Annotated in this window: 22 protein-coding genes and 2 pseudogenes; 17 read left to right on the top strand and 7 right to left on the bottom strand. The window is 44.9% G+C overall.

Annotation, left to right across the window (positions count from 1 at the left end; all coding sequences use genetic code 11):
* Window positions 1–11 precede the first annotated feature (11 nt).
* From DW769_RS11920 to DW769_RS11900, 5 genes are all read right to left on the bottom strand, one after another.
* Entirely contained in the window at window positions 12–848 is an 837-nt protein-coding gene (locus tag DW769_RS11920; protein WP_158557451.1) for an ABC transporter permease subunit, read from the bottom strand.
* Complete coding sequence (locus DW769_RS11915) at window positions 841–1,755, bottom strand: ABC transporter ATP-binding protein (protein WP_055303617.1); 915 nt, start codon at window positions 1,753–1,755, stop codon at window positions 841–843. The genes DW769_RS11920 and DW769_RS11915 overlap by 8 nt, the downstream gene beginning before the upstream one ends.
* 67 nt (window positions 1,756–1,822) lie before the next feature.
* Entirely contained in the window at window positions 1,823–2,506 is a 684-nt protein-coding gene (locus DW769_RS11910) for a response regulator transcription factor (RefSeq protein WP_118750417.1), read from the bottom strand.
* A gap of 23 nt (window positions 2,507–2,529) precedes the next feature.
* Entirely contained in the window at window positions 2,530–3,705 is a 1,176-nt protein-coding gene (locus DW769_RS11905) for a hypothetical protein (protein ID WP_117767771.1), read from the bottom strand.
* A 125-nt stretch (window positions 3,706–3,830) separates the two neighbouring features.
* Window positions 3,831–4,934, bottom strand: coding sequence for a DUF6076 domain-containing protein (locus DW769_RS11900; RefSeq protein WP_055303620.1), 1,104 nt, complete (start codon window positions 4,932–4,934; stop codon window positions 3,831–3,833).
* Window positions 4,935–5,156: 222 nt separating this feature from the next.
* On the opposite strand from DW769_RS11900, the gene DW769_RS11895 reads away from it, so the two are divergent.
* The 9 genes and pseudogenes from DW769_RS11895 (at window position 5,157) to DW769_RS11850 (ending at window position 12,798) form a co-directional block, all read left to right on the top strand.
* Window positions 5,157–5,777: a CHC2 zinc finger domain-containing protein gene (locus DW769_RS11895; protein ID WP_117767770.1), complete on the top strand. Its 621-nt coding sequence runs from the start codon at window positions 5,157–5,159 to the stop codon at window positions 5,775–5,777.
* The gene (locus DW769_RS11890; RefSeq protein ID WP_070100996.1) at window positions 5,752–7,125 is read left to right on the top strand and encodes a DNA primase family protein; all 1,374 of its coding nucleotides are present in this window, start codon (window positions 5,752–5,754) and stop codon (window positions 7,123–7,125) included. The genes DW769_RS11895 and DW769_RS11890 overlap by 26 nt, the downstream gene beginning before the upstream one ends.
* 400 nt (window positions 7,126–7,525) lie before the next feature.
* A complete protein-coding gene (locus DW769_RS11885) occupies window positions 7,526–7,741 on the top strand; it encodes a hypothetical protein (protein WP_031473406.1) in 216 nt (71 codons plus the stop codon).
* 348 nt (window positions 7,742–8,089) lie between these two features.
* Complete coding sequence (locus DW769_RS11875; RefSeq protein ID WP_055303623.1) at window positions 8,090–9,379, top strand: plasmid recombination protein; 1,290 nt, start codon at window positions 8,090–8,092, stop codon at window positions 9,377–9,379.
* Between the two features lie 16 nt (window positions 9,380–9,395).
* A complete protein-coding gene (locus DW769_RS11870; protein ID WP_117802622.1) occupies window positions 9,396–9,581 on the top strand; it encodes a hypothetical protein in 186 nt (61 codons plus the stop codon).
* A 90-nt stretch (window positions 9,582–9,671) separates the two neighbouring features.
* Window positions 9,672–9,902 (top strand): helix-turn-helix domain-containing protein, encoded by a 231-nt coding sequence (locus DW769_RS11865; RefSeq protein ID WP_055303625.1) that lies wholly within the window; start codon window positions 9,672–9,674, stop codon window positions 9,900–9,902.
* Window positions 9,883–11,868: a recombinase family protein gene (locus tag DW769_RS11860; protein ID WP_118750433.1), complete on the top strand. Its 1,986-nt coding sequence runs from the start codon at window positions 9,883–9,885 to the stop codon at window positions 11,866–11,868. The genes DW769_RS11865 and DW769_RS11860 overlap by 20 nt, the downstream gene beginning before the upstream one ends.
* A 119-nt stretch (window positions 11,869–11,987) precedes the next feature.
* Window positions 11,988–12,329: pseudogene (locus DW769_RS11855) on the top strand (ParA family protein); the annotation flags it as partial.
* A 169-nt stretch (window positions 12,330–12,498) separates the two neighbouring features.
* On the top strand, window positions 12,499–12,798 hold the full coding sequence (locus tag DW769_RS11850) for a CD1845 family protein (RefSeq protein ID WP_117802621.1): 300 nt from the start codon (window positions 12,499–12,501) through the stop codon (window positions 12,796–12,798).
* A 71-nt stretch (window positions 12,799–12,869) separates the two neighbouring features.
* On the opposite strand, the gene DW769_RS11845 is transcribed toward DW769_RS11850, so the two are convergent.
* Complete coding sequence (locus DW769_RS11845; RefSeq protein ID WP_118750416.1) at window positions 12,870–14,282, bottom strand: ATP-binding protein; 1,413 nt, start codon at window positions 14,280–14,282, stop codon at window positions 12,870–12,872.
* Between the two features lie 114 nt (window positions 14,283–14,396).
* On the opposite strand from DW769_RS11845, the gene DW769_RS11840 reads away from it, so the two are divergent.
* Window positions 14,397–15,809 (top strand): relaxase/mobilization nuclease domain-containing protein, encoded by a 1,413-nt coding sequence (locus DW769_RS11840; RefSeq protein WP_118750415.1) that lies wholly within the window; start codon window positions 14,397–14,399, stop codon window positions 15,807–15,809.
* Window positions 15,810–16,083: 274 nt separating this feature from the next.
* Here the strand turns inward: DW769_RS11840 and DW769_RS11830 are convergent, their stop codons facing one another.
* Window positions 16,084–16,440: a helix-turn-helix domain-containing protein gene (locus tag DW769_RS11830; RefSeq protein WP_117801905.1), complete on the bottom strand. Its 357-nt coding sequence runs from the start codon at window positions 16,438–16,440 to the stop codon at window positions 16,084–16,086.
* Between the two features lie 365 nt (window positions 16,441–16,805).
* On the opposite strand from DW769_RS11830, the gene DW769_RS11825 reads away from it, so the two are divergent.
* From DW769_RS11825 to tnpA, 7 genes and pseudogenes are all read left to right on the top strand, one after another.
* A complete protein-coding gene (locus tag DW769_RS11825; RefSeq protein WP_117801906.1) occupies window positions 16,806–17,471 on the top strand; it encodes a response regulator transcription factor in 666 nt (221 codons plus the stop codon).
* Between the two features lie 139 nt (window positions 17,472–17,610).
* Complete coding sequence (locus DW769_RS11820) at window positions 17,611–18,915, top strand: sensor histidine kinase (RefSeq protein ID WP_117801907.1); 1,305 nt, start codon at window positions 17,611–17,613, stop codon at window positions 18,913–18,915.
* A gap of 97 nt (window positions 18,916–19,012) precedes the next feature.
* Window positions 19,013–19,654 (top strand): hypothetical protein, encoded by a 642-nt coding sequence (locus DW769_RS11815; protein ID WP_117801908.1) that lies wholly within the window; start codon window positions 19,013–19,015, stop codon window positions 19,652–19,654.
* Window positions 19,655–19,797: 143 nt separating this feature from the next.
* Window positions 19,798–20,103, top strand: a pseudogene (locus DW769_RS11810) (23S rRNA (uracil(1939)-C(5))-methyltransferase RlmD); the annotation flags it as partial.
* Between the two features lie 31 nt (window positions 20,104–20,134).
* Window positions 20,135–20,506 (top strand): TnpV protein, encoded by a 372-nt coding sequence (locus DW769_RS11805; protein ID WP_117801909.1) that lies wholly within the window; start codon window positions 20,135–20,137, stop codon window positions 20,504–20,506.
* Window positions 20,507–20,622: 116 nt separating this feature from the next.
* Window positions 20,623–21,327, top strand: a complete 705-nt coding sequence (locus tag DW769_RS11800; protein ID WP_118750414.1) for a protein kinase domain-containing protein — start codon at window positions 20,623–20,625, stop codon at window positions 21,325–21,327.
* Window positions 21,328–21,419: 92 nt separating this feature from the next.
* Window positions 21,420–21,848 carry an IS200/IS605 family transposase gene (gene tnpA / locus DW769_RS11795; protein ID WP_055226077.1) on the top strand — a complete coding sequence of 143 codons (429 nt, stop codon included), beginning with the start codon at window positions 21,420–21,422 and terminating at the stop codon, window positions 21,846–21,848.
* Window positions 21,849–21,938 lie beyond the last annotated feature (90 nt).

Raw genomic sequence — 21,938 nt, 5'->3', positions numbered from 1 at the left:
TTTCTACCTCCTTACTTTAGGTTCTTTTTCTTAAAGGAACGACTTCCTATAAGAGATGTTGAAAAAATTACAAACGCAGAGCACAATGGAAGAAAAATCAGGTGTTCCACCCCTTCTTCGCAAAGAATTACACCTTGTCCTCCAGGTGTCAGACAGATAAGAAATTCCAGCAGGATACGAAATGTTCCACCGATGAATTTGATATTTTGGGGATGCCATCGCACAGTTGGGTCTGTATCACTCCACATCCATCCATCCAATAACTCTGGTTCTGCAAAACGATCATAAAGGAGCATCCCGATTATGACCATTGCAGCTACAGCTCCCAGACAAAGAAGTGTCGCTGAGTTTTTGTTCTCCGCCAGACTTGCCAACAGACAACATACGCTGGAGAGTGCAACGACCATCAAAAGGCTTGAAAAAATATAAAATGCCATCTCTCCCAAAGAGAGGTTCAGGCTTGCCGTACCCAGTAGCGGAATACCCAGCATCCCATTAACTATCAACCAGATTAGTGCAGTACTCAGTCCAGCACATATGGTCAGGAGAAGATTGGAAAAATAAACTTCTTCACGAGTGTGTCCGCAGATTAGTTTATTGCGCAGAGTTCCATATTCATAGTCTGTTCCCCACAAATATGCGGCAAATACGGCGATAAATGGTCCCATCAGGGGTGAATATCCAAAAAAACGGGCGACCAGCTTATAGATGTATGCATTAGTCAAATTCGTCTGGAAGTAACCGTTGAGGATGATGAATGCGGAAAGCAATACAGCAATCACTAATTCTATTCGAATCATTTTTTTATTCTCTGTACGGTAAAAGGCTGCTCGAAAAAGTTTACGCATTATTATCACCTCCAACCAGAGAGATGTAATAACTCTCCAAACTTTCATCTTTTTCCTGCATAGACAGCACTTCGCAGTTTTCCTTTGCCAGTACAACGGTCAGCTGTGTCACATTGATCTTTGCGAACACATCGGCTGTTGTTGCGGAGATAATTTTATATTCCAGATTCATGGAATCCAGCACACGAGCCAGAGTAGAAGTATCGGTCACTTCCATGCGGACACACTTGCGGCAAACTGTGTCCAGTTCTTCTGCACTCAGTTCCTTCACCATGCGACCATTATCAATGATACCGTAATGAGTAGCCAGACGGGAAAGTTCATCCAGAATGTGACTGGAAATAAGAACTGTAATCTGTTTTTCTCGGTTCAACTTCAAAATCAGTTCTCGCATTTCCACAATACCCTGAGGGTCGAGACCATTTACAGGCTCATCAAGAACAAGAAAGTCGGGATCACCGGCTAATGCGATAGCGATGCCCAGACGCTGCTTCATACCGAGGGAGAAGTTCTTCGCTTTTTTCTCTCCCGTGTTGTCGAGACCTACCAGCTTCAACAATTCCTGAATACAATCAAATGATGGCAGACCAAGAATGAGATACTGGTGCTTCAGATTTTCCTCCGCAGTCATATCCATGTAGATGGACGGTGTTTCCACCACAGCACCCATGCGACGGCGGGATTTGATAATATCCTTGCTGTCATTGCGGATGCCGTACAGAGAAAAGCTACCGGAAGTCGGTTCCTGCAATCCGCAGATCAAGCGGATCAGGGTTGTCTTACCAGCGCCGTTCTTTCCCACAAAGCCATAGATGGAACCTTTGGGAACATTCATAGTAAGACCATTCAATGCCTGAAAGTTTTTATACTTTTTTGTCAGGCTGTTTGTTTGCAAAATATAGTTCATATTGTATTACCTCCTTTGCTGACCTAAGTTTACAAAACAAAAGTCAAGAAAGTGGTCAAGAAAAACGTCAAGATTTGGTCAAGATTTTTTGTTCTGCCAATTTGAAACCAATTCCCCAGACTGTTTCGATATAGTCTACACCGCTGACATTCTGCATCTTTTTACGAAGATTGCTGATGTGCTGCTTCAAAGAACGCTCGGTGCAGTCGGGTGTGTCCAGACTGATTCTGTCAAGCAGGACACTCTTTGAAATTACCTGTTTGGGATTTTCCATCAGCAGTTTTAAGATGGCATACTCCGTTCGGGTCAGCTTCACAGGCTGCTCCTGTACTGTCAGAGAAAGGGAAACCATATCCAAAACCAAATCGCCAACGGAAAGAGATTTGGTTTCGCCATGTTGTTCTGCCTTGCGGAGCTGAACAGTGATACGGGCAAGAAGCTCCTTTGTATCAAAAGGCTTGGTCATGTAATCTGCCGCACCGCCCAGCAGAAGATTTACCTTGTCTTGCACATCTACTTTTGCGCTGAGAACGATAACAGGAATGTTCTCAATGTGGGGCAGAACTTCCTCGCCAGACAATCCCGGCAACATCAGATCCAGCAGCACCAAATCGGGCTTGTTTTGTGAAAGAAGATATAACGCTTCTGTGCCGGAGTATGCACGAAGAACAGAATAGCCCTCTTGCACCAGCACTTCTCTCAGCATATCTCCAATATGAATATCATCATCTATGATTGCGATTGTTTTCATTCTCGTTCCTCGTCAATTTCCTTTTATAGTTCAAACGCTACTATCGTTTCCTTTGGCAACTTCTCGTTTTCGCAGTTTAGAAGGTAGGCTATTGCCTTGTTCGCAAAGCGGTTTGTTTTCATTGTATCCCAATCGGCAAGTCGGACTATTTCTGATGTGCCGTTCTCAAAATCAAATGAAATCTGGCCCCATTCGCCGTCGCAGTCTGCTTGGTATTCGTAGATTGCGGTGGCGATTTTCTTTTTTCGTTTGGTCTTGGATTTCTGTTTCAAGCGGACAGCATGGATTGCGCCCTCGGCAACCAACAATTCTGTCAGTTTGTCCACTGCTCTGCGGTAGGCTCGCTCCGCACCGCTGGCAGTGCTGCCCTCAAACATTACAGCCAGTTCCTCAAAGGTGGGACGGCCTTTCCATGAGCCGACATGCCCGCAGGTCATGCAGATTGCCAGCCGCTTTTCAAGCAAGGTCTGTTCCCGGTAGTTCAGCTTATCAAAAGCTCGCTGCACCTTTTCTGCCTGTATGCCGTTCCAGAGGATGTCGGAGTAGTTCCAAGTATCATCAAGAGCAACATCTTCGCCCGTTTCCTCGCCGTCCTCATCTGTCACATAGAATGGTTGCTGATTGCGGATACCTCGAACAACTCTCAGATATTCTTCCGCAAGGGCAAAGTCACAGTTATACTTTTTGGAAAACTCGCTGACCGCATCCTTGGTGTTATGGTACAGCCAAGCCATTGACCGCACCATTTTATAATTGGTCAGAGAGGATACCGACCATTTTTCTTCGCCCATGCGGAAGCGGAGCATAGCATCCCGGATGAACGGGAAAATGTATGTAGCATACTCCGCACCCTTGGCAGGATCATAGTCCATCAGCTTTTGGAGCATTTGTTCCCTGCAGGAGAGCTTTATATCTATAAAACGGTCTGTATCGTACAGATCGCCGCCATCCACACCCCAAAAGCCTTTGATGCGCTTATTGAGCTGTGGCTCATAATGGTGGAGGAAGAACGAGAAATATATCAAATTCTTTTCCCGCAAGGCAGACAGGATATATTCATTCAGACTGCCCACCGCTGGCGGCTCCGGTTCCAGTTGGAAGATGCGCTCTGCCATATAGGGAATGATACCATCACCGTGCGGATTGACAGCGTATTTTGGTATGTATCCGGTCATATTCCATGTAAAATCACTTAGCATAGCGCACCTCCTTTCAACGTCCAATTTCAAATTTATTTCTTTTTCTTACTCGCAAAAATTGCAATTATACAGAAAACCAAGAAAAACAAAAATCCTATTTTCATTGACTGTTCCTCCTAACAAATTCAAATGCACTTTTGGGCTTCTTTCTTCAAAGCAACCTGTTCCATTTCTTTCTCATAAGTTCCCTTGGCATAAGCGACATTACTTTTTGCCCGGAGCATCTTATCTTTCGCCAGTTTCTTCATAACCTCTGCTAAATCCTCATCCAGTTTGCCACGCTTGATATAGCGGTTTATGGTATTCAGCCGCTTTTCGTATATCTGGATAACAGGATGATCGTCTGCAAGCTCCCGTTGTTCTCTGCCTTTCAGATTGCCGATCTGTCGGCAGGTGCGGTGTAGCTTGTCCCCCGGCGCATAGCCGCCGCAGTATTTGGTGTGCCTTGCGTTGGTTGTCAGAAACCATTTGCCGCAAATTTTACATTTCTTCGGTGCATGACCGACACACAAGCCCTCAAAGAGATCAGACCGGAACATCCCCACAAAGGATACATAATGGATTCGCTTGACGAGCTTTGCAACTTTTTCGCCGGGACGGATGACCGATACATACTGAACGGAATTGTTCAGGGTAGACATCCAGGCATTGCCCTCCGTGATAGAGAACTCCGGCGGGAAATAGCTGCCGAACATTCTGGCGAAGCCCTCTGCGGTACGGTCTGCTTCATTTCCGTCTGATTTTTCCGCAAAATCAAGCATTGCGGTTTGGTATTCCCCAAGGGAGTATGCCAGATGCCCGAATACAGCAGTATATCGTTGGAGCATCATTGCATCGGCATAGTTCGGGATTTCTTCAAACTGCAAGGAATTAGTTGCGGCTTTTATGGCAAACTCCATATATTTCAGCGCATTGTCCGCAGTAAAGACTTTTTCAATCCGTTCTCTATGTTTTGGAATATTCATATTGGAGAACGGCGGCGTTTCGCTGAGAATATCCACCATTGTCAGCACAGCTTCCTTTGCCATAGGAAAGAGTGCGGAAGCATCCTGTCCGGCGTTTAACATTCCAAGCAGTAGATTGATTTTCTCGCATTGCTCGTTCATTCTTGCGAGGGTATCCGCAGGAACATTCAGCGCATCACAGGCAAGAGTACCGATAGGAAATATTTTGCCCTCATATATGACCGTATCCTGCCAAAAATCCAATGTCATCAGTTCTTGATTCATGCTTGCCCTCCTGTCCTGTTTTTTCACTTTTCTAATTATACCATGCAAATGTGAAGAAATCTACATCATCAGATAAGTTGTCCTGTTTTTTGAAATGAGGTTGTCCTGCTTTTAGCCTGCTTTTTTTCAAATCCGTCATAACCATAGTAGAAAGGGCGAAGCACCTGCCAATCACGGCGGGTGCTTCGTGCTTTCCAGACTATTATGAACGGAGGTTTTTCTATGACAATCTATGAAAACATCAAGGCGGCGATCAGCGTGAAGCAAGCTGCCGAGCACTATGGGCTGAAAGTCAACCGCAGCGGTATGACTTGCTGCCCATTCCACAATGACCGGCATCCGAGCTTGAAGCTGAATGAAGATTATTTCTTCTGCTTCGGTTGCGGAGCCAAGGGAGACGTGATCGACCTTGTGGCAAAGCTGTTCAATCTGAGTAACCATGAAGCAGTGCAAAAGCTGGCTGCGGACTTTGGGCTTGACCCGAAACCGCCCACTGCCGCAGCTATGGTCAAGCCAAAGCGTCCCTATATCCGTCAGTTCCGGGAGGATGAAATGCTGTGTTTCCGGGTGCTGACGGATTATCTGCATCTGTTGGAGGATTGGAAAGTGCGCTATGCACCAAAGACACCGGACGAGCCTTATGATGACCGTTTTGTGGAAGCCTGCCAGATGCACTGCCATATCGAATATATGGCAGATGTGCTGACCGTGGGCGAATTGGAACAGCGTGTAGCTGTTGTGGACAAACTGATGAAGGACGGGTATATCGACTTTCTGAAAGAGTACACTGCACGAAAGAAAAAGGAGGTGGCACACCATGGCGAAGAACCGGAAAACGCCTGATATGAATTTGCCTGTCTGGTTTGATGGGCAGAATATCAATGAAGCTCTGTTTTGTGAAGAATTTCTGCAAGAGAGCAGAATCATCTTTGCAAACAGGGCTTTCTTTACGCCCAATGGACGGGTAACGGATGATATTGTCCTGCGGGGCGAGGTCTACGAAAAGCTGAAAAGCTACACCATCAGCAGCGTACCGCAGAAGATCAAAAACATCATGGAATTGCTGAAACTGGAAGCCATGGTTGAGGATCTTCCTCCCCAGCCTGACCGCATCCATGTTGCCAACGGAACGCTCATGCTGGATGGAAGATTTATCGAGGGGAAAAAGGAAATCGTACAGAGCCGCTTGCCTGTTTCCTACAATCCAAACGCTGCTGCACCTGCTCTGTGGCTGAACTTTTTGGACGGTTTGCTCTATGAAGAAGATATTCCCACCTTGCAGGAGTTTATCGGCTACTGCCTGATTCCCTCCAACAAGGGGCAGCGCATGATGGTGATTAAGGGCAACGGCGGCGAGGGCAAATCTCAAATCGGTGCAGTGCTGTCCACCATATTCGGCACGAATATGAAAGACGGCAGTATCGGTAAAATTTCCGAAAACCGCTTCGCCCGTGCCGATCTGGAACACATCCTGCTGTGCGTGGATGATGATATGCGGATGGAAGCTCTGCGCCAGACCAACTATGTAAAATCCATTGTAACCGCACAGGGCAAGATGGATTTGGAACGCAAAGGTAAACAGAGCTATCAGGGCTGGATGTTCGCCCGGTTGATGGCATTCAGCAATGGCGATCTGCAAGCCCTGTATGACCGTAGCGATGGTTTTTACCGTAGACAGCTTGTGCTGACTACCAAGGAAAAGCCCGTGGACAGAGCCGACGATCCCGATCTTGCAGAGAAGATGAAAGCCGAAGCCGAGGGGATTTTCCTCTGGGCATTTGAAGGCTTGCAGCGGCTTGTTGCCAACAACTTTAAGTTTACGGAGAGCGACCGCATCCGTGAAAACCGGGAAGCGGTCAAGCGTGACAATAACAACATTTTTGACTTCATGGATTCCGAGGGATATATCCGGCGCAAGGCGGATGCGTCCATCAGTTCCAAGGACTTTTACGCTATCTATCGCCTGTGGTGTGAGGAAAACTCCCTTGCCCCTCTGAAATCCCGCAGCTTCAGCGATGCCATGGTTGCCAATGCAAAGAAATTTAATTTGGAGCATTGCAACAACATCACCAACTCAGCCGGACGGCGGGTATGGGGATTTATGGGTGTGGAAGCTGTGGCACGACCTAATATAAACGGGTTTTACGACGTTTCGCCATGTACGTACGTACCGGAGGAATGGCAGGACTGATTCCTGTCTTTCGTTTTCTGTATGTATGTACACAGCGTTTTACCTGTTTTCCTTTTTTATAGGAATAATCAGCTGTCAGAACTGACCTGTTTTCGGGCATTGAAAATCAATGGTAATGGAAACAGCAAAGTTCTTGACCGCAGGACGAAACCATTTCACCAAATCGTGCTTCTCCAAACCATGCACCCAGTTTACGAAACAATGGGTGTTTTCACTGTTTCAGACAAAATCCCACGGAACAGCAAAGTGGGATATATGCCTGTATGGACAGAGTATCGCACTCACAAAATGAAAGCGATTTTGGAGAAAGCAGATTTTTCACTGTTCGGTGCATCTGCTCCGCTTTGGGGAGTAGCCTTTGCACCGAATTGTAAATCAAAAATATGGAGGAATTTACAATATGAATGTACGCAACGAAATCAAGGCACAGATCATCCGTGCCGGAATGACTATGCAGGAAGTAGTTGACCTGCTCTCGGACGAGTACGGTTGGAGCGACAGCGTTTCCAACCTGTCCGCAAAATTACAGCGGGAAAGCATCCGATACAAGGAAGTATTGGAGCTTGCCGATGTGCTGGGATACGACATCGTATGGCAGCAAAGACGGGAGAAGTGATGCCCCGGCAACATCCCCTCGTAGTTCCCGTCCCCATAGGCACACCGCAGTGCTGTCTATGGATGGCAGTGAAAGATACGCTTTTCGCTGCCGCCGTCTGCAAAGAGAAGTTCACCGGAACAGCTTCATGCAGACGGGCTGACCATGGGAAAAGTTGCAGACATTTTCGCATTGGTCAGCAGAGGTTGCCGCAGCAACCGCACTCCCCCTCGGGAGAGCCCTCGGAGAGCCCACGGCACTTTGCAGCCAGTATGGATGAAAGTGTTATAGTGGGTTATTACACTTTGAAAAAGTGCCTCTCCGCAGCTCCCCGCTGTCTGCAAATTTTAAGGAAAGGACAAAAAATCTATGGCAAGAAATGATGGAATAGACCGCACCGTAGCCCGGAATCAGGACTTACCGACACCGGACGATGTGGCAAAAATACAGGAACACAATGAGCGAGAAAAGGACAGTTACAGCAATCAAGACATTGTGCCGGAACGCACTCCGCTGAATGTTCACTTCAAGACTCCCACCGATGATTATGTGAAAATGTTTGAGCAAATGGAACAGGATGGCGTGATCTCCACCAGAGGTCTGAAACCGGATGCCATCAAATACGGCGAGTTGGTTTTTGATGTGAACTCCGCTTATTTCTACAACCACGGCGGCTATGAATTTGCAAAACAGTTTTATGCTGATGCCTATAAAGCCGCCGTGGAGATCGTAGGCGGTGAGCAGTATATCCTCTCTGCTGTGATGCACGCCGATGAGCACAACCGGGCAATGTCCGAAGCTCTTGGCGAGGATGTGTACCACTATCACCTCCATGTGGTTTATATTCCGGTAGTGGAAAAGCAGATCCTTTGGTCGAAGCGATGTAAGGATGAAGCTCTCCGGGGAACGGTAAAGGAAACGATCACACAAGTCAGCCGAAGTAAGAAATGGGACTCCAAACCGGTGCTTGACGAGGACGGAAATCCCAAGCTCAATGAAAAAGGAAAAAAGATTTTAAGGTCATCCTACAGCGTGTTGCAGGATGACTTTTTTAATTTCATGCGTGCTGCCGGATATACCGATGTGGAGCGTGGAGAGCGTGGCAGCACCGAGGAACATCTGACGGTGACACAGTTTAAGGTGCAGGCGGAACAGCAGCGTTTGGAAGCTGTGACAGGACAGGTGGCACAGGCAGAACAGAGTTTGGAGGATGCTAAAGCTGCTACGGAAAAGCAGAAAAAGAAACTGGAAGCTCTGCAAAAGGAAACCAAGGCAGCAAAGGCCATTGCACTTACGGTGCAGGATATTGAAGCGATGGGCAAGAAAGCCACGTTCGGAAACAATATCACGCTGACACCGGATGAATGCGACACGTTGAAACGCTATGCCACCAACGGCATTCTCTTTCATGCAGAGAATGAGCGATTGAAAGGGAAACTGGAATCTGCTCAAAAGTCTGCATCCATTTGGAAGCAGCGATGTGAAGAAGCGAATAAAAAATATCAAGAGTTGAAGCAAAAAGCCCAGCCTTTCCTGGATGCACTGGAAATTGCATCCGAAAAGGTTCGGGCTTTTATCAATTCCATCCTCGCCAGAGGAAAGGAAACACAGGAACACAAAGCACCTGCCCGTAAGCGTGGACAGGACATGGAAATTTGATGGAGGTAACTGCCTATTGAAGAAATATTATGAGGATGCAAAATATAATGCGGCATTTGTCCGCTGTATGGATGTTATGAGCCAGATGCTCCAGAAATATGGACATCAGGTTTTGGATAAATTGGAACAGGATGCCCCTCAGAAAGTGGAGCATTCCAAGGAAAGTAATCAAGCACAGCCTTTGACGAATAAGGCTGCGTAAAAATTTACAATTTACACGTTGCGTATTCACTGCGGCTATGCTATAATGATTACGCAACGTGTATTTTTGTTTTTTATGGAGAAAAGACAGATGGATTGTAAGAACAGAATTATCAAGTTGCGGGAAAGCACAGGACTGAACCGGAAAGATTTTTGCAAGCTCGTCCATATCCCTTACCGGACTATGACCGAGTGGGAATTGGACAACCGCCATGCACCGGATTATGTGCTGTGGCTTTTGGAGTATTATATCCGCAACGAGGGACTTATGGTAAAGGAAATGAATGAGGGAGGTGGAGATTCTGAAAAAGAAACAACTTAAATGCTATATTTATACAAGAGTGTCCACCTCTATGCAGGTTGACGGGTACAGCTTGGATGCCCAGCGTGACAAGCTGAGGAAGTATGCGGCATACGAAGATATGGTTATTGCCGGGGAGTATTCTGACGAGGGATTTTCCGGAAAGAATATCCAAGGGCGGCAGGACTTCCAACGGATGCTGAATGACATCCAGGACTGCAAGGACGGCGTTTCCTATGTGCTGGTCTTTAAGCTGTCCCGATTCGGCAGAAATGCGGCGGATGTTCTGAACTCTTTGCAGCTCATGCAGGATTTCGGTGTCAATCTGATCTGCGTGGAGGATGGCATCGACAGTTCAAAGGATGCCGGAAAGCTGATGATTTCCGTGCTGTCTGCGGTGGCAGAAATAGAGCGAGAGAATATCCGCACCCAGACAATGGCAGGACGTGAGCAAAAGGCTCGTGAGGGCAAGTGGAACGGTGGTTTCGCTCCTTATGGCTACAAACTGGAAAACGGAGATTTGGTCATTGCGGAGGATGAAGTGGAAGTAATCCGTGTCATTTATGACCGCTACATTCACACCAACGAGGGCGTTGCCGGGGTTGCTAAATATCTGAACCGCAACGGCTTTATCAAGAAACTGCGGCAGAACAATACCATTCCCGGATTTTCAAGGAACTTCGTGCAGGATGTATTGGACAATCCCGTTTACATGGGAAAGATCGCCTATGGCAGACGCAGGACGGAAAAGAAGCAAGGCACAAGAAATGAGATGCACGTAGTTGAGCAGTCGGAGTTCCCGATTTATGAGGGACAGCACGAAGCCATCATTTCGGAAGAAGATTGGTATCTGGCACAGGAAAAGCGTAAGATCAATTCCTTTAAGCGGGAAAAGGTCAACAATCCAGATCATGCACACATCCTGTCCGGCATTCTGAAATGCCCATGCTGCGGAAAGAGTATGTACGGCAATATCGCCAGGGCTCACAGCAAGGACAAGAAAACGAGGTATTATTACTACTGCAAAAACACGGTAACACCTACCGGACATGAGTGCAGCTTCCGACTGAATATCGAGCAGACGGAGATCAACAAGTTTGTGGCTAAGATTATATCCGCTATGGTCAACAATCCCCGGTTTGTAGAAGCGATTCAGGCGAAAATCGGCTCGGCTGTTGATACAGAGGATATGGAAAAGCAGATCGCCGTCCTGCAAGGACAGTTGAAGCAAGCCTTTGGAACGAAAAGCCGCTTGGGGCGTCAGATGGACACCTTGGACATCAACGATGCCCACTATGACAGAAAGATTTTGGACTTGCAGCGCCGCTATGATGAGCAGTATGATACAATAGAGGATATCGAAGTTCAGATTGGCGAATTGCAAGGTCAAATCCGCAGCATTCAGCAGGAGAAAATCTCCGGTAACAATATCTATCGGCTCTTACTGGCATTTGATGAAGTCTACCATTCCGCAACAGAAGCGGAACAGAAAGAGTTTATGAAAGCCTTTATCGAGCGAATTGAGATGTTCCCGGAGAAAAGGAAAGACGGAAGCTGGATAAGAAAGATTGTGTTCAACTTCCCTGTGCCTGTTGATGGCGAGGAAGTGAAAGAACTTCCCTTGGAAACTGAAACAACTGTCGAGACGGTAGTTCTTTTATCCCACAAAAAAGCCGACAGTTATATCCACATTGATGTGGAGTTTGGAGAGGGCGAGGGCAAGATTCCGGTAGATAGTATTGCTAAAAGAGCCGAAGCGTACAAGCCCAAAGAAAAAGTGACCTACAAAATGATTAAGGAGTACATAGAAGCGAAATACGGTTTCAAAGTACATACCGCATATATCGCAGAGGTAAAGAGAGATTTAGGCTTGCCAATGTATGATGCGCCTAATGCGGTAGAAGAATTGAAACAGCCGAGGAAGCATCCGACACCAGAAAAGGTAGAAGCAATCAAAGATGCACTTCGGTATTTTGCAGTGATATAAAACTTTACTTACAATCGAATATTTCTTACATAGCCGTTTATTCATTTATTTGAGTAAGCGGCTTTTTTCATCCCTATTTTTCGGAATAGGGATATTTTTTGTAGAAGGAGGAGGTTTATTTGAACACACAAATCATCGCCATCGCAAACCAGAAAGGCGGCGTTGGCAAAACAACAACCTGTGCGAACTTGGGAATAGGTCTGGCACAGGTCGGAAAGAAAGTGCTTCTGATCGACGGGGACCCACAAGGAAGCCTGACAATCAGCTTGGGAAATCCGCAACCGGACAAGCTGCCATTTACACTGTCGGATGCTATGGGGCATATCCTGATGGATGAGCCGATTCATTCCGGCGAGGGTATCCTGCATCACCCGGAGGGAGTAGACTTGATGCCCGCCGACATTCAACTTTCCGGTATGGAAGTATCCTTGGTAAATGCTATGAGTCGTGAGACTATCTTGGCGAGGTGTGCCATACTCCAAAGGAACTGTTCGACCTCTTAGCCGATGATTACCGGACTTATGTGGAGATTGAACTGACCAAAGGCAGACGGGAGTTGACGGAAGATGATGAGAGGCAAGCAGATGCCTTGTGCAAACGGTATCTGGAGCGTTGGAGGGAGGAACTGGAATGAAGATTTTGAAATGCCTGCTGATGATTGTAACTGCACCGGCCATTTTGGTGTTGACGATTTTTGTCTGGCTTTGTACGGGGCTGATCTACATATCCGGTCTGGTGCTTGGTCTGCTCAGCACGATAATTGCTCTGCTTGGTGTGGCTGTGATTATTACCTATTCCCCGCAGAATGGTGTGATTTTGCTGGGTATAGCTTTTTTGATTAGCCCGATGGGATTGCCGCTTGCGGCGATCTGGCTGTTGGGTAAGGTGCAGGATTTGAAATTTGCGATCCAGGATTGGATGTATGGGTAAATGATGTGAATAAATCTGGAATGAAAAGAAGCAGGACAATGGGAGATGAGACCCAGTTCCCTGCTTCTTGGTTATTTGGAATGAACGGTAGTGTATTTCTGGTTTTTGCTTTTGGGTTTGTCTGGAAACATCATTTCAAGTTTACCAGAAGATAATAAAGGCTTGAGGTAATATTTGCTGAAGTGAGAACGGCTGGAAACATCAATATATGTTTGCATTTCATCTCGACTTTTAGGGTCTGCACAAAATTCCAATAGCAAGTTTTGCTTGCTGATCACAGATGTATCATGTGCGGCATCATGTGCTGTATCATGTGCGGAAGCACCGCACATGATGTAGTTTACATTTTTCAAGATGACTCTGAAATCTGTCGCTGTTGAGGAAAATTCAGGCTTATATGCCGCTGTGTATCCAGGCAGCTTTTCGGTCTCACTGACGATTTTGCGCAGGCCACTTCCACGGCGTTCCATGTACTTCATGCGGTGGAACAGGTCAGCAATCACAGGGTTTCGTCGCATGGAACGGATACTGTAAATATCGTATTCCTGAATTGAGCCGCCGCCAAACATACCGCCCGGAGATGTGATTTCCACCCGATCATCAAACATATCAATATGGATTTCGCTGCCAAGCACAATATAATCACGATGGATAAGCGCATTGACAAGAGCCTCTGTCACAGCTCGTTCAGCATAATCCGGCTTGTCTACCCGATACTGTGCCTTTTTGACAAAACGGACTTTGGAATTATTGCGAATAAATTCACTGCCGCTGTTCAGTAAATAAATCAAATTTCCCTCGTATTCTTTATCGTCCAGCGCATCATCAAAGATAGAGCCTTTTTCCAAGCCATTCCACCGGGTACAGAACATACGGGAGTTATAAACCGTGTGCTGATCGGTCATGAGCTTTCCGGCATTGGTCAAGACCCCATTTTTGTCAGCCAAACCGAAGGAGACATAATCTGATGGCTCAAAGCGGAGACCAGTCCGTTCCAGATAGGTTGCTTCCAGAAGTGTAAAGCTGTAATCCTTTTTTACCGCATCTGTTGTTAGGGTATCAAAGGATTGATTGGTTCCCTTTAAGATCAATTCATTTACAATGTAATCCGGGGCAATTACGCTTTCATTTCCAACACGGATATATGCTTCCATCACGCCGTCTGCCTTGTAATAATATGGGGTGCTGCGGCCGGGAGAAACCTCCAGAGCTAATAGATTTTTACCATCTTCCTGTAATGGTTTTAAGATAAACTGAGGTAATGGTGTGATTCGTTCTTTAATTAAGCGGCTGATCGCCTCAGCATCCTTTTGAACATCGGACAAGCCGATAGGCTTCCGGTCATCAGAGATTCCGAAAAACAGAGTTCCGCCGATTCCATTAGAAAAGGAACTGACACTTTTTAACCAGCTTTTGGGTTTCTTTATTTCAAGTGCAACTTTGAAATCACATTCGGTTGCTTCAGCAATGAGCTGTTCTATCATAAAATCCCTCCTTTGAGGTATTGGTAGTTTCTTTATATTATACCCATAAGGAGAGTTTATTTCAACGATAGGCACAAAGAGTTCAGAGAAAATATTTTGAGAGGAGGGCTTTTTATGGCAACTACAAGAATCATGCCGATTCATGTCGGTAAAGGCCGCACAGAGAGTCGGGCGATCAGTGACATCATCGACTATGTAGCAAATCCACAGAAAACAGATAACGGCAAGCTCATTACCAGCTATGCGTGTGACAGCCGGACTGCGGATGCAGAGTTTCTTCTGGCAAAGCGGCAGTACATTGTCGCTACCGGACGAGTGCGTGGCGCGGATGATGTGATTGCCTATCATGTGCGCCAGTCCTTCCGCCCCGGTGAGATTACCCCGGAAGAAGCAAAACGGCTGGGCGTAGAATTTGCAAGGCGTTTTACCAAAGGCAATCATGCTTTTGTGGTATGCACGCACATAGACAAGTCGCACATTCATAATCACATTATCTGGTCATCGGTCAGCTTAGAATATGACCGGAAGTTCCGAAACTTTTGGGGCAGCACCAAGGCGGTTCGTCGGCTAAGTGACACCATCTGTATTGAGAATGGACTGTCCATTGTAGAGAATCCGAAACCTCATGGAAAGAGCTATAACAAATGGCTGGGCGATCAGGCAAAGCCCTCTCACCGAGAGCTGCTTCGTGTGGCGATTGACAACGCATTATCACAAAGTCCTGCTGACTTTGAAGAACTGCTGAAGCTGTTGCAAGAGTATGGTTGTGAAGTTTCAAAGCGCGGAAAATCGTATCGACTGAAGCTCTTTGGTTGGGAAAAAGCCGCCCGCATGGACAGTCTGGGCGAAGGATATGGATTGGAAGATTTGCGGGCAGTTCTCTCCGGGAAGAAAGCACATACCCCGCGAAAGAAAACAGTCACACAGGCAGAGACGCCGAAGATCAATCTGCTGGTGGACATTCAGGCAAAATTGCAGGCTGGAAAAGGTGCTGGCTATGCTCGATGGGCTAAAGTTTTTAATCTGAAACAAATGGCGCAGACCATGAATTACCTGTCAGAGAACAATCTGCTGGAGTATGCGGTTTTGGAAAAAAAGGCTGCGGCTGCCACGGCACATCACAATGAACTTTCGGCGCAGATCAAAGCGGCTGAAAAGCGCATGGCAGAGATTGCTGTTCTGCGTACTTACATCGTAAATTATGCCAAGACCCGTGAGGTCTATGTGGCATACCGCAAGGCGGGCTACTCTAAGAAATTCCGGGAGGAACATGAGGAAGAAATTCTGCTCCACCAGGCTGCTAAGAATGCCTTTGATGAGATGGGCGTCAAGAAGCTGCCCAAGGTCAAAGAGTTACAGACAGAGTACGCAAAATTGCTGGAAGAAAAGAAAAAGACTTATTCCGAGTATCGGCGCTCCCGTGAAGAAATGAGGGAGTTTTTGACTGCAAAAGTGAATGTAGATCGAGTGCTGAAAATGGAGGTAGAACAGGATGTTGAAAAAGAAAAAGACCACGGCCAGCGGTAAGCTGGTCCTGGTCAAAAGCGTTCGCAGGCACTGGACATCCGGGGGATGTCCGCTTAGTGCCGACCGGAGTGGAACGGAGACCGCGCAGCCACAGAATGAAATTCTGTGTTCAAAGGGGCTTGGGGGCGCTGCCCTCAACAAGCAAGCGGAGAGGAAAATCACAAAGGGATTTTCTTCTCTGCGGGCCTGTGTGTATTAACACAGGCATTGCTTGCCTCTTTTCTCCGAAAATGAAAAGAGCCAGTGAGAGAATCGTTAAATTTCACTCACTGGCTCAATTCGTTTCAAATTTCTCGGACAACTCTGTCAGTTCTTTCAACGTTTCTTGGATGTGATGCAACAGGGTGTCACGCATTTCTGGCGGACAGCTGGAATAAAGCATTTTCATCTGATTGACACCTTCATCTTCCAGAGAAACATCTGGATTTATAAGCGTATCTAAAGAGATGTGCAGGACCTTTGCCAATGCTCTTAAAATCAAATAGGAAGGATTCATTTTTCCCTTTTCGATATTGGCGATTTGCTTTACAGAAACATGGCTCAGATCAGAAAGTTCCTGTTGTGTCAGTTCTTTATTCTTTCGGGCTTCCCGCATTTTTTGCCCTAAAGCAGTTAAATCATCAATTGGCATAATCGTTCACCTTAATAATATTGTATCGTTCCGGTTTGTGTAAAGGAATAACCTTATTATGCCTGATAAGCGGTATGATTATACTGATTTTACAAGGCGATGAACGAAGACAACATTGTATTGCTTGAGATAAGAAACTATAATAAATAGGGAAACAGGAAATGGAGAGTAGCACTTCTTAGAGTAAAACGCAAATGTATTTGTGAACGTATCAGCAATCTTGAGAAGCGACGAGGTATTTGGATAATTTGTCAAATGAAGAAAAACAGTTGCTGTTGGACAGAACTTTCTTACATATATAGGAAATTATACGCTTCATCATAAATTCAAAAAACTATGTTATCCTATAAATTGGAGGTGGAACAATGCAGAAGATTTTAATTGTCGAAGATGATATTGACATTCAGGATATATTGAAAAACCATCTAATTGATGCAGGCTATGAAGTTGCCGTTGCGTCTGATGGCGTGAATGGAATTGCAATGTTTGATGATACAATCGATCTTGTGCTGTTAGACATCATGCTCCCTAAAATCGACGGCTATGGTGTATGTGAGGTCATTCGCAAGCGGTCACAAATCCCTATTATTATGCTTACTGCGCTTTCGGATGAAGAAAACCAGTTGCGGGGTTTTGAACAGCAGATTGACGATTACATTCCAAAGCCCTTTTCGCCCAAAATCCTGCTATGCAAGATTGCGGCTATTCTTCGCCGTAGGACTGCGGAAAATCAAAATCCATCCCTGCTTACTTATAAAGAGTTGAATATGGATGTTGATGGATTTCATGTGTATCAAGACGGAAACGAGGTTGTTTTGACCAGCAAAGAGTTTGCGCTTCTTAGGCTTATGCTTGAAAATCAGGGAAAGGTTTTTACTCGGCAAATGCTACTTGACCGATTGTGGGCGGACGATTTGGAGGTCGAGGATCGGATCGTTGACAGTCACATAAAGAACATTCGCAAAAAGTTAAATGCTGACTATATAAAAACAATCAGAGGGGTGGGATACAGAATTGACCAAGCACATTAAACAACGGTTATCCGTCAAGATTTTTATAATTACACTTCTTCTACTGGGTGCAGCTTGTAGCGGAACATATCTCTTCATCTCAAAGCTGTTACCTACGACATATTCCAATCTGATAAATGCGGCTACGGAGAAAGCCGCTATGCACCTTGTTGAGCAAATGACAGCCTTTGACAATATATCTGATTGCGAAAATGATATATCTAATTTTTCAAAGGAAACAAATGCCGCTTTTTGGATTGAGGATAGTAACGGTCGTATGATATATCCCGACGAGGCATCAATGGAAACCTCTACTACTTCGGCAGATTACACAGTTACATTCGATGAAGATGAATCGCTCATAGATATGCAACCATCTGGGAAAACTACGACAAATTTTTACCCGTTCACATTGAAAAACGGTACTGCTTATACATTGGCAGTTCAAACGGATTTGTTCGTTGTACAGCAGGCAACAAAGGTATTGTTGTCTATACTTCCGTATGTCATCCTAATGGTCTTTCTGCTTTCTCTCCTTTGTGCATGGCTCTATACACGGTACATCACTCGACCTATTGTGCGACTGAGCAAGATTTCAAAGCGAATGGCAGAACTGGATTTTTCCGGTCAATGTAGTACAGGACGAGAAGATGAATTAGGTTGCTTGGCGCAAAATCTAAATTCATTATCTGCTTCGCTATCTACTGCATTGAACGACCTTCAAGCTGCCAACCAACAGCTCAAAACAGATATTGAAAAGGAACAGGAGTTAGAAAGACAGCGGGTAGACTTTTTCTCGGCAGCATCCCATGAACTGAAAACACCACTAACCATTTTGAAAGGACATTTGGCGGGGATGCTGAACGGAGTCAGCGGCTATGAAAATCACATAGAGTACATGGAGCGTTCGCTTGCCGTTGTTGATAGGATGGAGAAGTTGGTAAAAGAACTGCTGTATCTTTCCAAAGCGGAGGGAACTCAAAAAACTGAATATAAAACCGTTGATTTTGCGGAAATACTTCGGGTACAGATTGCCACAGTAGCAGATTTATTGGAAGAAAAGAAACAGCACCTTGAAGCAAATATTCCTACCCGCCTTTATTGTGAAGTGGAACAAGCACAGATGGAACGGGCAATTCAAAATATATTGGTAAACGCAATTCGCTATTCTCCAAGTGGTGAATTGATTCGTATATCTTTGTCCGAAACGCATGGTACGATTCGCGGTGAAATTGAAAACACAGGTGTCCGTGTGCCTGACGATGCTATTCCACATTTGTTTGAAGCCTTCTATCGAGCAGATACATCTCGTAACCGCAATACAGGCGGAACCGGATTAGGGCTTTATATTGTTCGCAAAGTCATGGAAATGCACCGAGCAAATTACGGCATTTCAAATATAAACAATGGTGTACTGTTTTGGTTTGAATTGCCTTGTAAGCAGCCGGTAGACAACTCCATCTAAAATCCATAATCCATGCAAACTATATCCAAGTTGCTTTGTTATATTATAGCTGTCCTCAAGAGGGCAGCTATAATTTTTAGAAAGCGAGGTCTTATCTATGAAGAACAAAAAAATTTTGGCAATAGGCTTGTGCGGAGCAATCTGTTTAAGCATTGCAGGGGTTACTTATGCAAGCGCATCGGCTTCGGACACACCAAAGGTTTCAACATCTGAAACGGGAAACACATCCGGCGCAGATATTCTCTATCAGGATACAGACGGTGGACAAATCAGCGTTGACGGTAAAAATTGGGTTGCCGAGGCAGATTATGAGAAGAACAATGCGGCACCGGATGTGCAGTGGTGGACAGCTGATGAATACGAGGCGTGGATGAACGAACAGAAAAAAGAGATGGAATCTTTGACTGGAACCGGAGATGGTTGGTATGATGGGCAAGGCGTATTCCGCGAATTTACGCAGGAAAGCGTAGATGCTATGATGGACAGCTATAAAGAAACTCTGGAAAGTATCAAAAAGGGAGTATTGTATTCCAAAGACGACGGTGACGGCGATACCTACTCCATGATTCCACCTACTGAAGATGTAGTTTCCTCTTATAGTGTTGATGTAACAAAAGATAACGGAAAAACAGTACACATTGGGGATTATTCCACAGTTGAGGAATTAGACAAAGCCATTTCTGATGCAGTTAAAAATGGTCAACTCACACAAGAAGAAGCAGACTCCGTTCAGAAATAATAACTAAGCCATTCTGCCGGACGACGGCAAAAGAAAAAAAGCCGTCGTAGAGCAGACAATTTGACACGCCCATTTGAAACGGCGGCTTTGATTTCAGAGCCGCCGTTTCTTTGCGTTTGCACAAATCTATGACGACTTGCAGGGAGACGGTTGTTCTTTTGTCCCAACAAAAACCAGATGACACGATAGAGATCGACTTAGACCTGGACGAGCTGGATGCCACCAGTGCCGAGTTGAAAGCAACCTATCAGGAAATCAAAGATTATGTGCTGAAAGAATTTGGCTTGAAGGTTTCAAGTTTATATATTTCTCAGGTAAAACGCAAATGTGGAATTGAAGTGGGAGAAAACTATAATCTTCCAAAATCAGAAAATGCAAGAGTTCCACAATGCCCGAAAGAGAAGGAAGAAGCTATCAAGGCTGCCCTGAAATACTTTGCGATGATCTAAGAACATCGCTGATTTCAAGGAGGAATAATGCATGAAAAGCACATTTGAAAAAATGGGTGGAACCTACACACTGGGAGCAGACGGAATTTACTATCCGAATCTTGTCAGTACAGATGAAGAACCGCATTATGGGAAATATGGAATGATTCGGAAAACGTATCTGAAAGAGCATCGTCCGGCAATGTATTCTCTGTATATGTTGGAAGACAGATTAACAGAACATCTGAATGCTGTGGATGATAAAGCACAGGAGAGAACGAATATTCTGGTGCGTCAGATGATGGAGCGGCAGGGCATTACGGAAGAATCGAAAGCTCGTGATCAGATGGAATGGGTCAGAGCGGTAAATAATATCCGGAATGCTGCAGAAGAGATTGTGTTAAAAGAATTGATTTACAGGTAAACAAAGAGCTGAACAGGTGCAGAGACTAATCTGACTTGTTCAGCTTTTATAATATATGATATTATAAGTGAAAGTGATATAATATGTTCATAATTTTTCTTTTAAGGAGCGTAACGATGAGTACATTTAGAGATTGGGAAGCATATAAGAGATTAAAGAATCGAGCGGATACAAATTCTGTAGTGGATGTATTGAAAAATAAAAGCACAGGGGATTTAATTGTTAGGAAAATAATATATGGAATCGAACAGCCTTTGTATCAAGCTGTATTCACAAGGGAAATGCGTGCTTTGTATAAACTGAATAAATGTTCGAATATTGTTAATATATTGGGAGATGATTATTTAGTTATATCAACAACCAAGGAAAAGGTTGGAGTAATTTATTTAGAATATATAAACGGAATAGAATTAGGAAAATCATCTATTGAAAATTTTTCTGCAAAAGAGCGATTTTCAATAATAAAACAATTATTAGATGCCATTGAAATATCACATTCCAATGGGATTATCCATAGAGATATTAATCCTAATAATATCATGCTTACCGACGATAAACAGGTCAAGTTAATTGATTTTGGCATATGTAAAATCAATGATATGATCAATTCAGCAACAGTATATAAACTAGGGACTAATGCCTACTCAGCTCCTGAAGTTCATCAACATAGTGAAAATGCAACTGAAAAAAGTGATTTATATTCGCTTGGTGCGGTAATTTATTTCCTTTTTACCGGTCAGCAACCTCCATTAGCAGTACAGTTTCAGGATGTATTAAATGAAAAGTCTAATCCCCCAGCTATGCTGGGGAGAATAGAGTAGTCGGAAGTGGTGAGGATAACAAAATAAAGCCTCCTGTGATAGAATGAGAATGGTGTCGCAAGCCAAACTCAAAATCAAAGGAGGCGGTCCAAATGGACAATAAAAGTTTATCACATACTCGTTGGAAATGCCAGTATCACATTGTGTTTATTCCTAAATACCGAAAGAAGGTATTGTATGGGAGAATACGCAGAGATGTCCGAGAGATAATAGCAACTTTATGCCAGTATAAAAATGTAGAGATAATTGCAGGAGCGGTATGTATAGATCATGTACATTTAAGCGTAGCAATTCCACCAAAACTCAGAGTATCAGATTTTATGGGGTATCTGAAAGGAAAAAGCACATTAATGATTTATGACAGGCATCCTGAGCTGCAAAGTAAATGGGATAAAGCGTTTTGGGCTAGAGGATATTATGTTGAAACGATTGGCAATATAACAGATGAAGCAGTTCAAAAGTATATAAAAGAGCAAGCAGAAGAATCGAGACGAGAAGATTCGAGTAGTACCGCTTTATAGCGGGCCAGCAAAAGTGCTTGCGATACCGCCCTTTGGGGCGAGCAGTAACAATAGCCCTTTGGAGGGCTAATAATAAACCACCAGTTGAAC

The sequence above is a fragment of the Blautia sp. AM29-29 genome (genome assembly GCF_003480555.1).
GTDB lineage: Bacteria > Bacillota > Clostridia > Lachnospirales > Lachnospiraceae > Fusicatenibacter > Fusicatenibacter saccharivorans.
This window is presented reverse-complemented; position numbering and strand designations above follow the sequence as displayed.

Excerpts from the sequence above, each read along its gene's own strand:
- DW769_RS11920 (WP_158557451.1), bottom strand. The coding sequence starts at position 848 with ATGCGTAAACTTTTTCGAGCAGCCTTTTACCGTACAGAGAATAAAAAA.
- DW769_RS11915 (WP_055303617.1), bottom strand. The coding sequence starts at position 1,755 with ATGAACTATATTTTGCAAACAAACAGCCTGACAAAAAAGTATAAAAAC.
- DW769_RS11910 (WP_118750417.1), bottom strand. The coding sequence starts at position 2,506 with ATGAAAACAATCGCAATCATAGATGATGATATTCATATTGGAGATATG.
- DW769_RS11905 (WP_117767771.1), bottom strand. The coding sequence starts at position 3,705 with ATGCTAAGTGATTTTACATGGAATATGACCGGATACATACCAAAATAC.
- DW769_RS11900 (WP_055303620.1), bottom strand. The coding sequence starts at position 4,934 with ATGAATCAAGAACTGATGACATTGGATTTTTGGCAGGATACGGTCATA.
- DW769_RS11895 (WP_117767770.1), top strand. The coding sequence starts at position 5,157 with ATGACAATCTATGAAAACATCAAGGCGGCGATCAGCGTGAAGCAAGCT.
- DW769_RS11890 (WP_070100996.1), top strand. The coding sequence starts at position 5,752 with ATGGCGAAGAACCGGAAAACGCCTGATATGAATTTGCCTGTCTGGTTT.
- DW769_RS11885 (WP_031473406.1), top strand. The coding sequence starts at position 7,526 with ATGAATGTACGCAACGAAATCAAGGCACAGATCATCCGTGCCGGAATG.
- DW769_RS11875 (WP_055303623.1), top strand. The coding sequence starts at position 8,090 with ATGGCAAGAAATGATGGAATAGACCGCACCGTAGCCCGGAATCAGGAC.
- DW769_RS11865 (WP_055303625.1), top strand. The coding sequence starts at position 9,672 with ATGGATTGTAAGAACAGAATTATCAAGTTGCGGGAAAGCACAGGACTG.
- DW769_RS11850 (WP_117802621.1), top strand. The coding sequence starts at position 12,499 with ATGAAGATTTTGAAATGCCTGCTGATGATTGTAACTGCACCGGCCATT.
- DW769_RS11845 (WP_118750416.1), bottom strand. The coding sequence starts at position 14,282 with ATGATAGAACAGCTCATTGCTGAAGCAACCGAATGTGATTTCAAAGTT.
- DW769_RS11840 (WP_118750415.1), top strand. The coding sequence starts at position 14,397 with ATGGCAACTACAAGAATCATGCCGATTCATGTCGGTAAAGGCCGCACA.
- DW769_RS11830 (WP_117801905.1), bottom strand. The coding sequence starts at position 16,440 with ATGCCAATTGATGATTTAACTGCTTTAGGGCAAAAAATGCGGGAAGCC.
- DW769_RS11825 (WP_117801906.1), top strand. The coding sequence starts at position 16,806 with ATGCAGAAGATTTTAATTGTCGAAGATGATATTGACATTCAGGATATA.
- DW769_RS11820 (WP_117801907.1), top strand. The coding sequence starts at position 17,611 with ATGCACCTTGTTGAGCAAATGACAGCCTTTGACAATATATCTGATTGC.
- DW769_RS11815 (WP_117801908.1), top strand. The coding sequence starts at position 19,013 with ATGAAGAACAAAAAAATTTTGGCAATAGGCTTGTGCGGAGCAATCTGT.
- DW769_RS11805 (WP_117801909.1), top strand. The coding sequence starts at position 20,135 with ATGAAAAGCACATTTGAAAAAATGGGTGGAACCTACACACTGGGAGCA.
- DW769_RS11800 (WP_118750414.1), top strand. The coding sequence starts at position 20,623 with ATGAGTACATTTAGAGATTGGGAAGCATATAAGAGATTAAAGAATCGA.
- tnpA (WP_055226077.1), top strand. The coding sequence starts at position 21,420 with ATGGACAATAAAAGTTTATCACATACTCGTTGGAAATGCCAGTATCAC.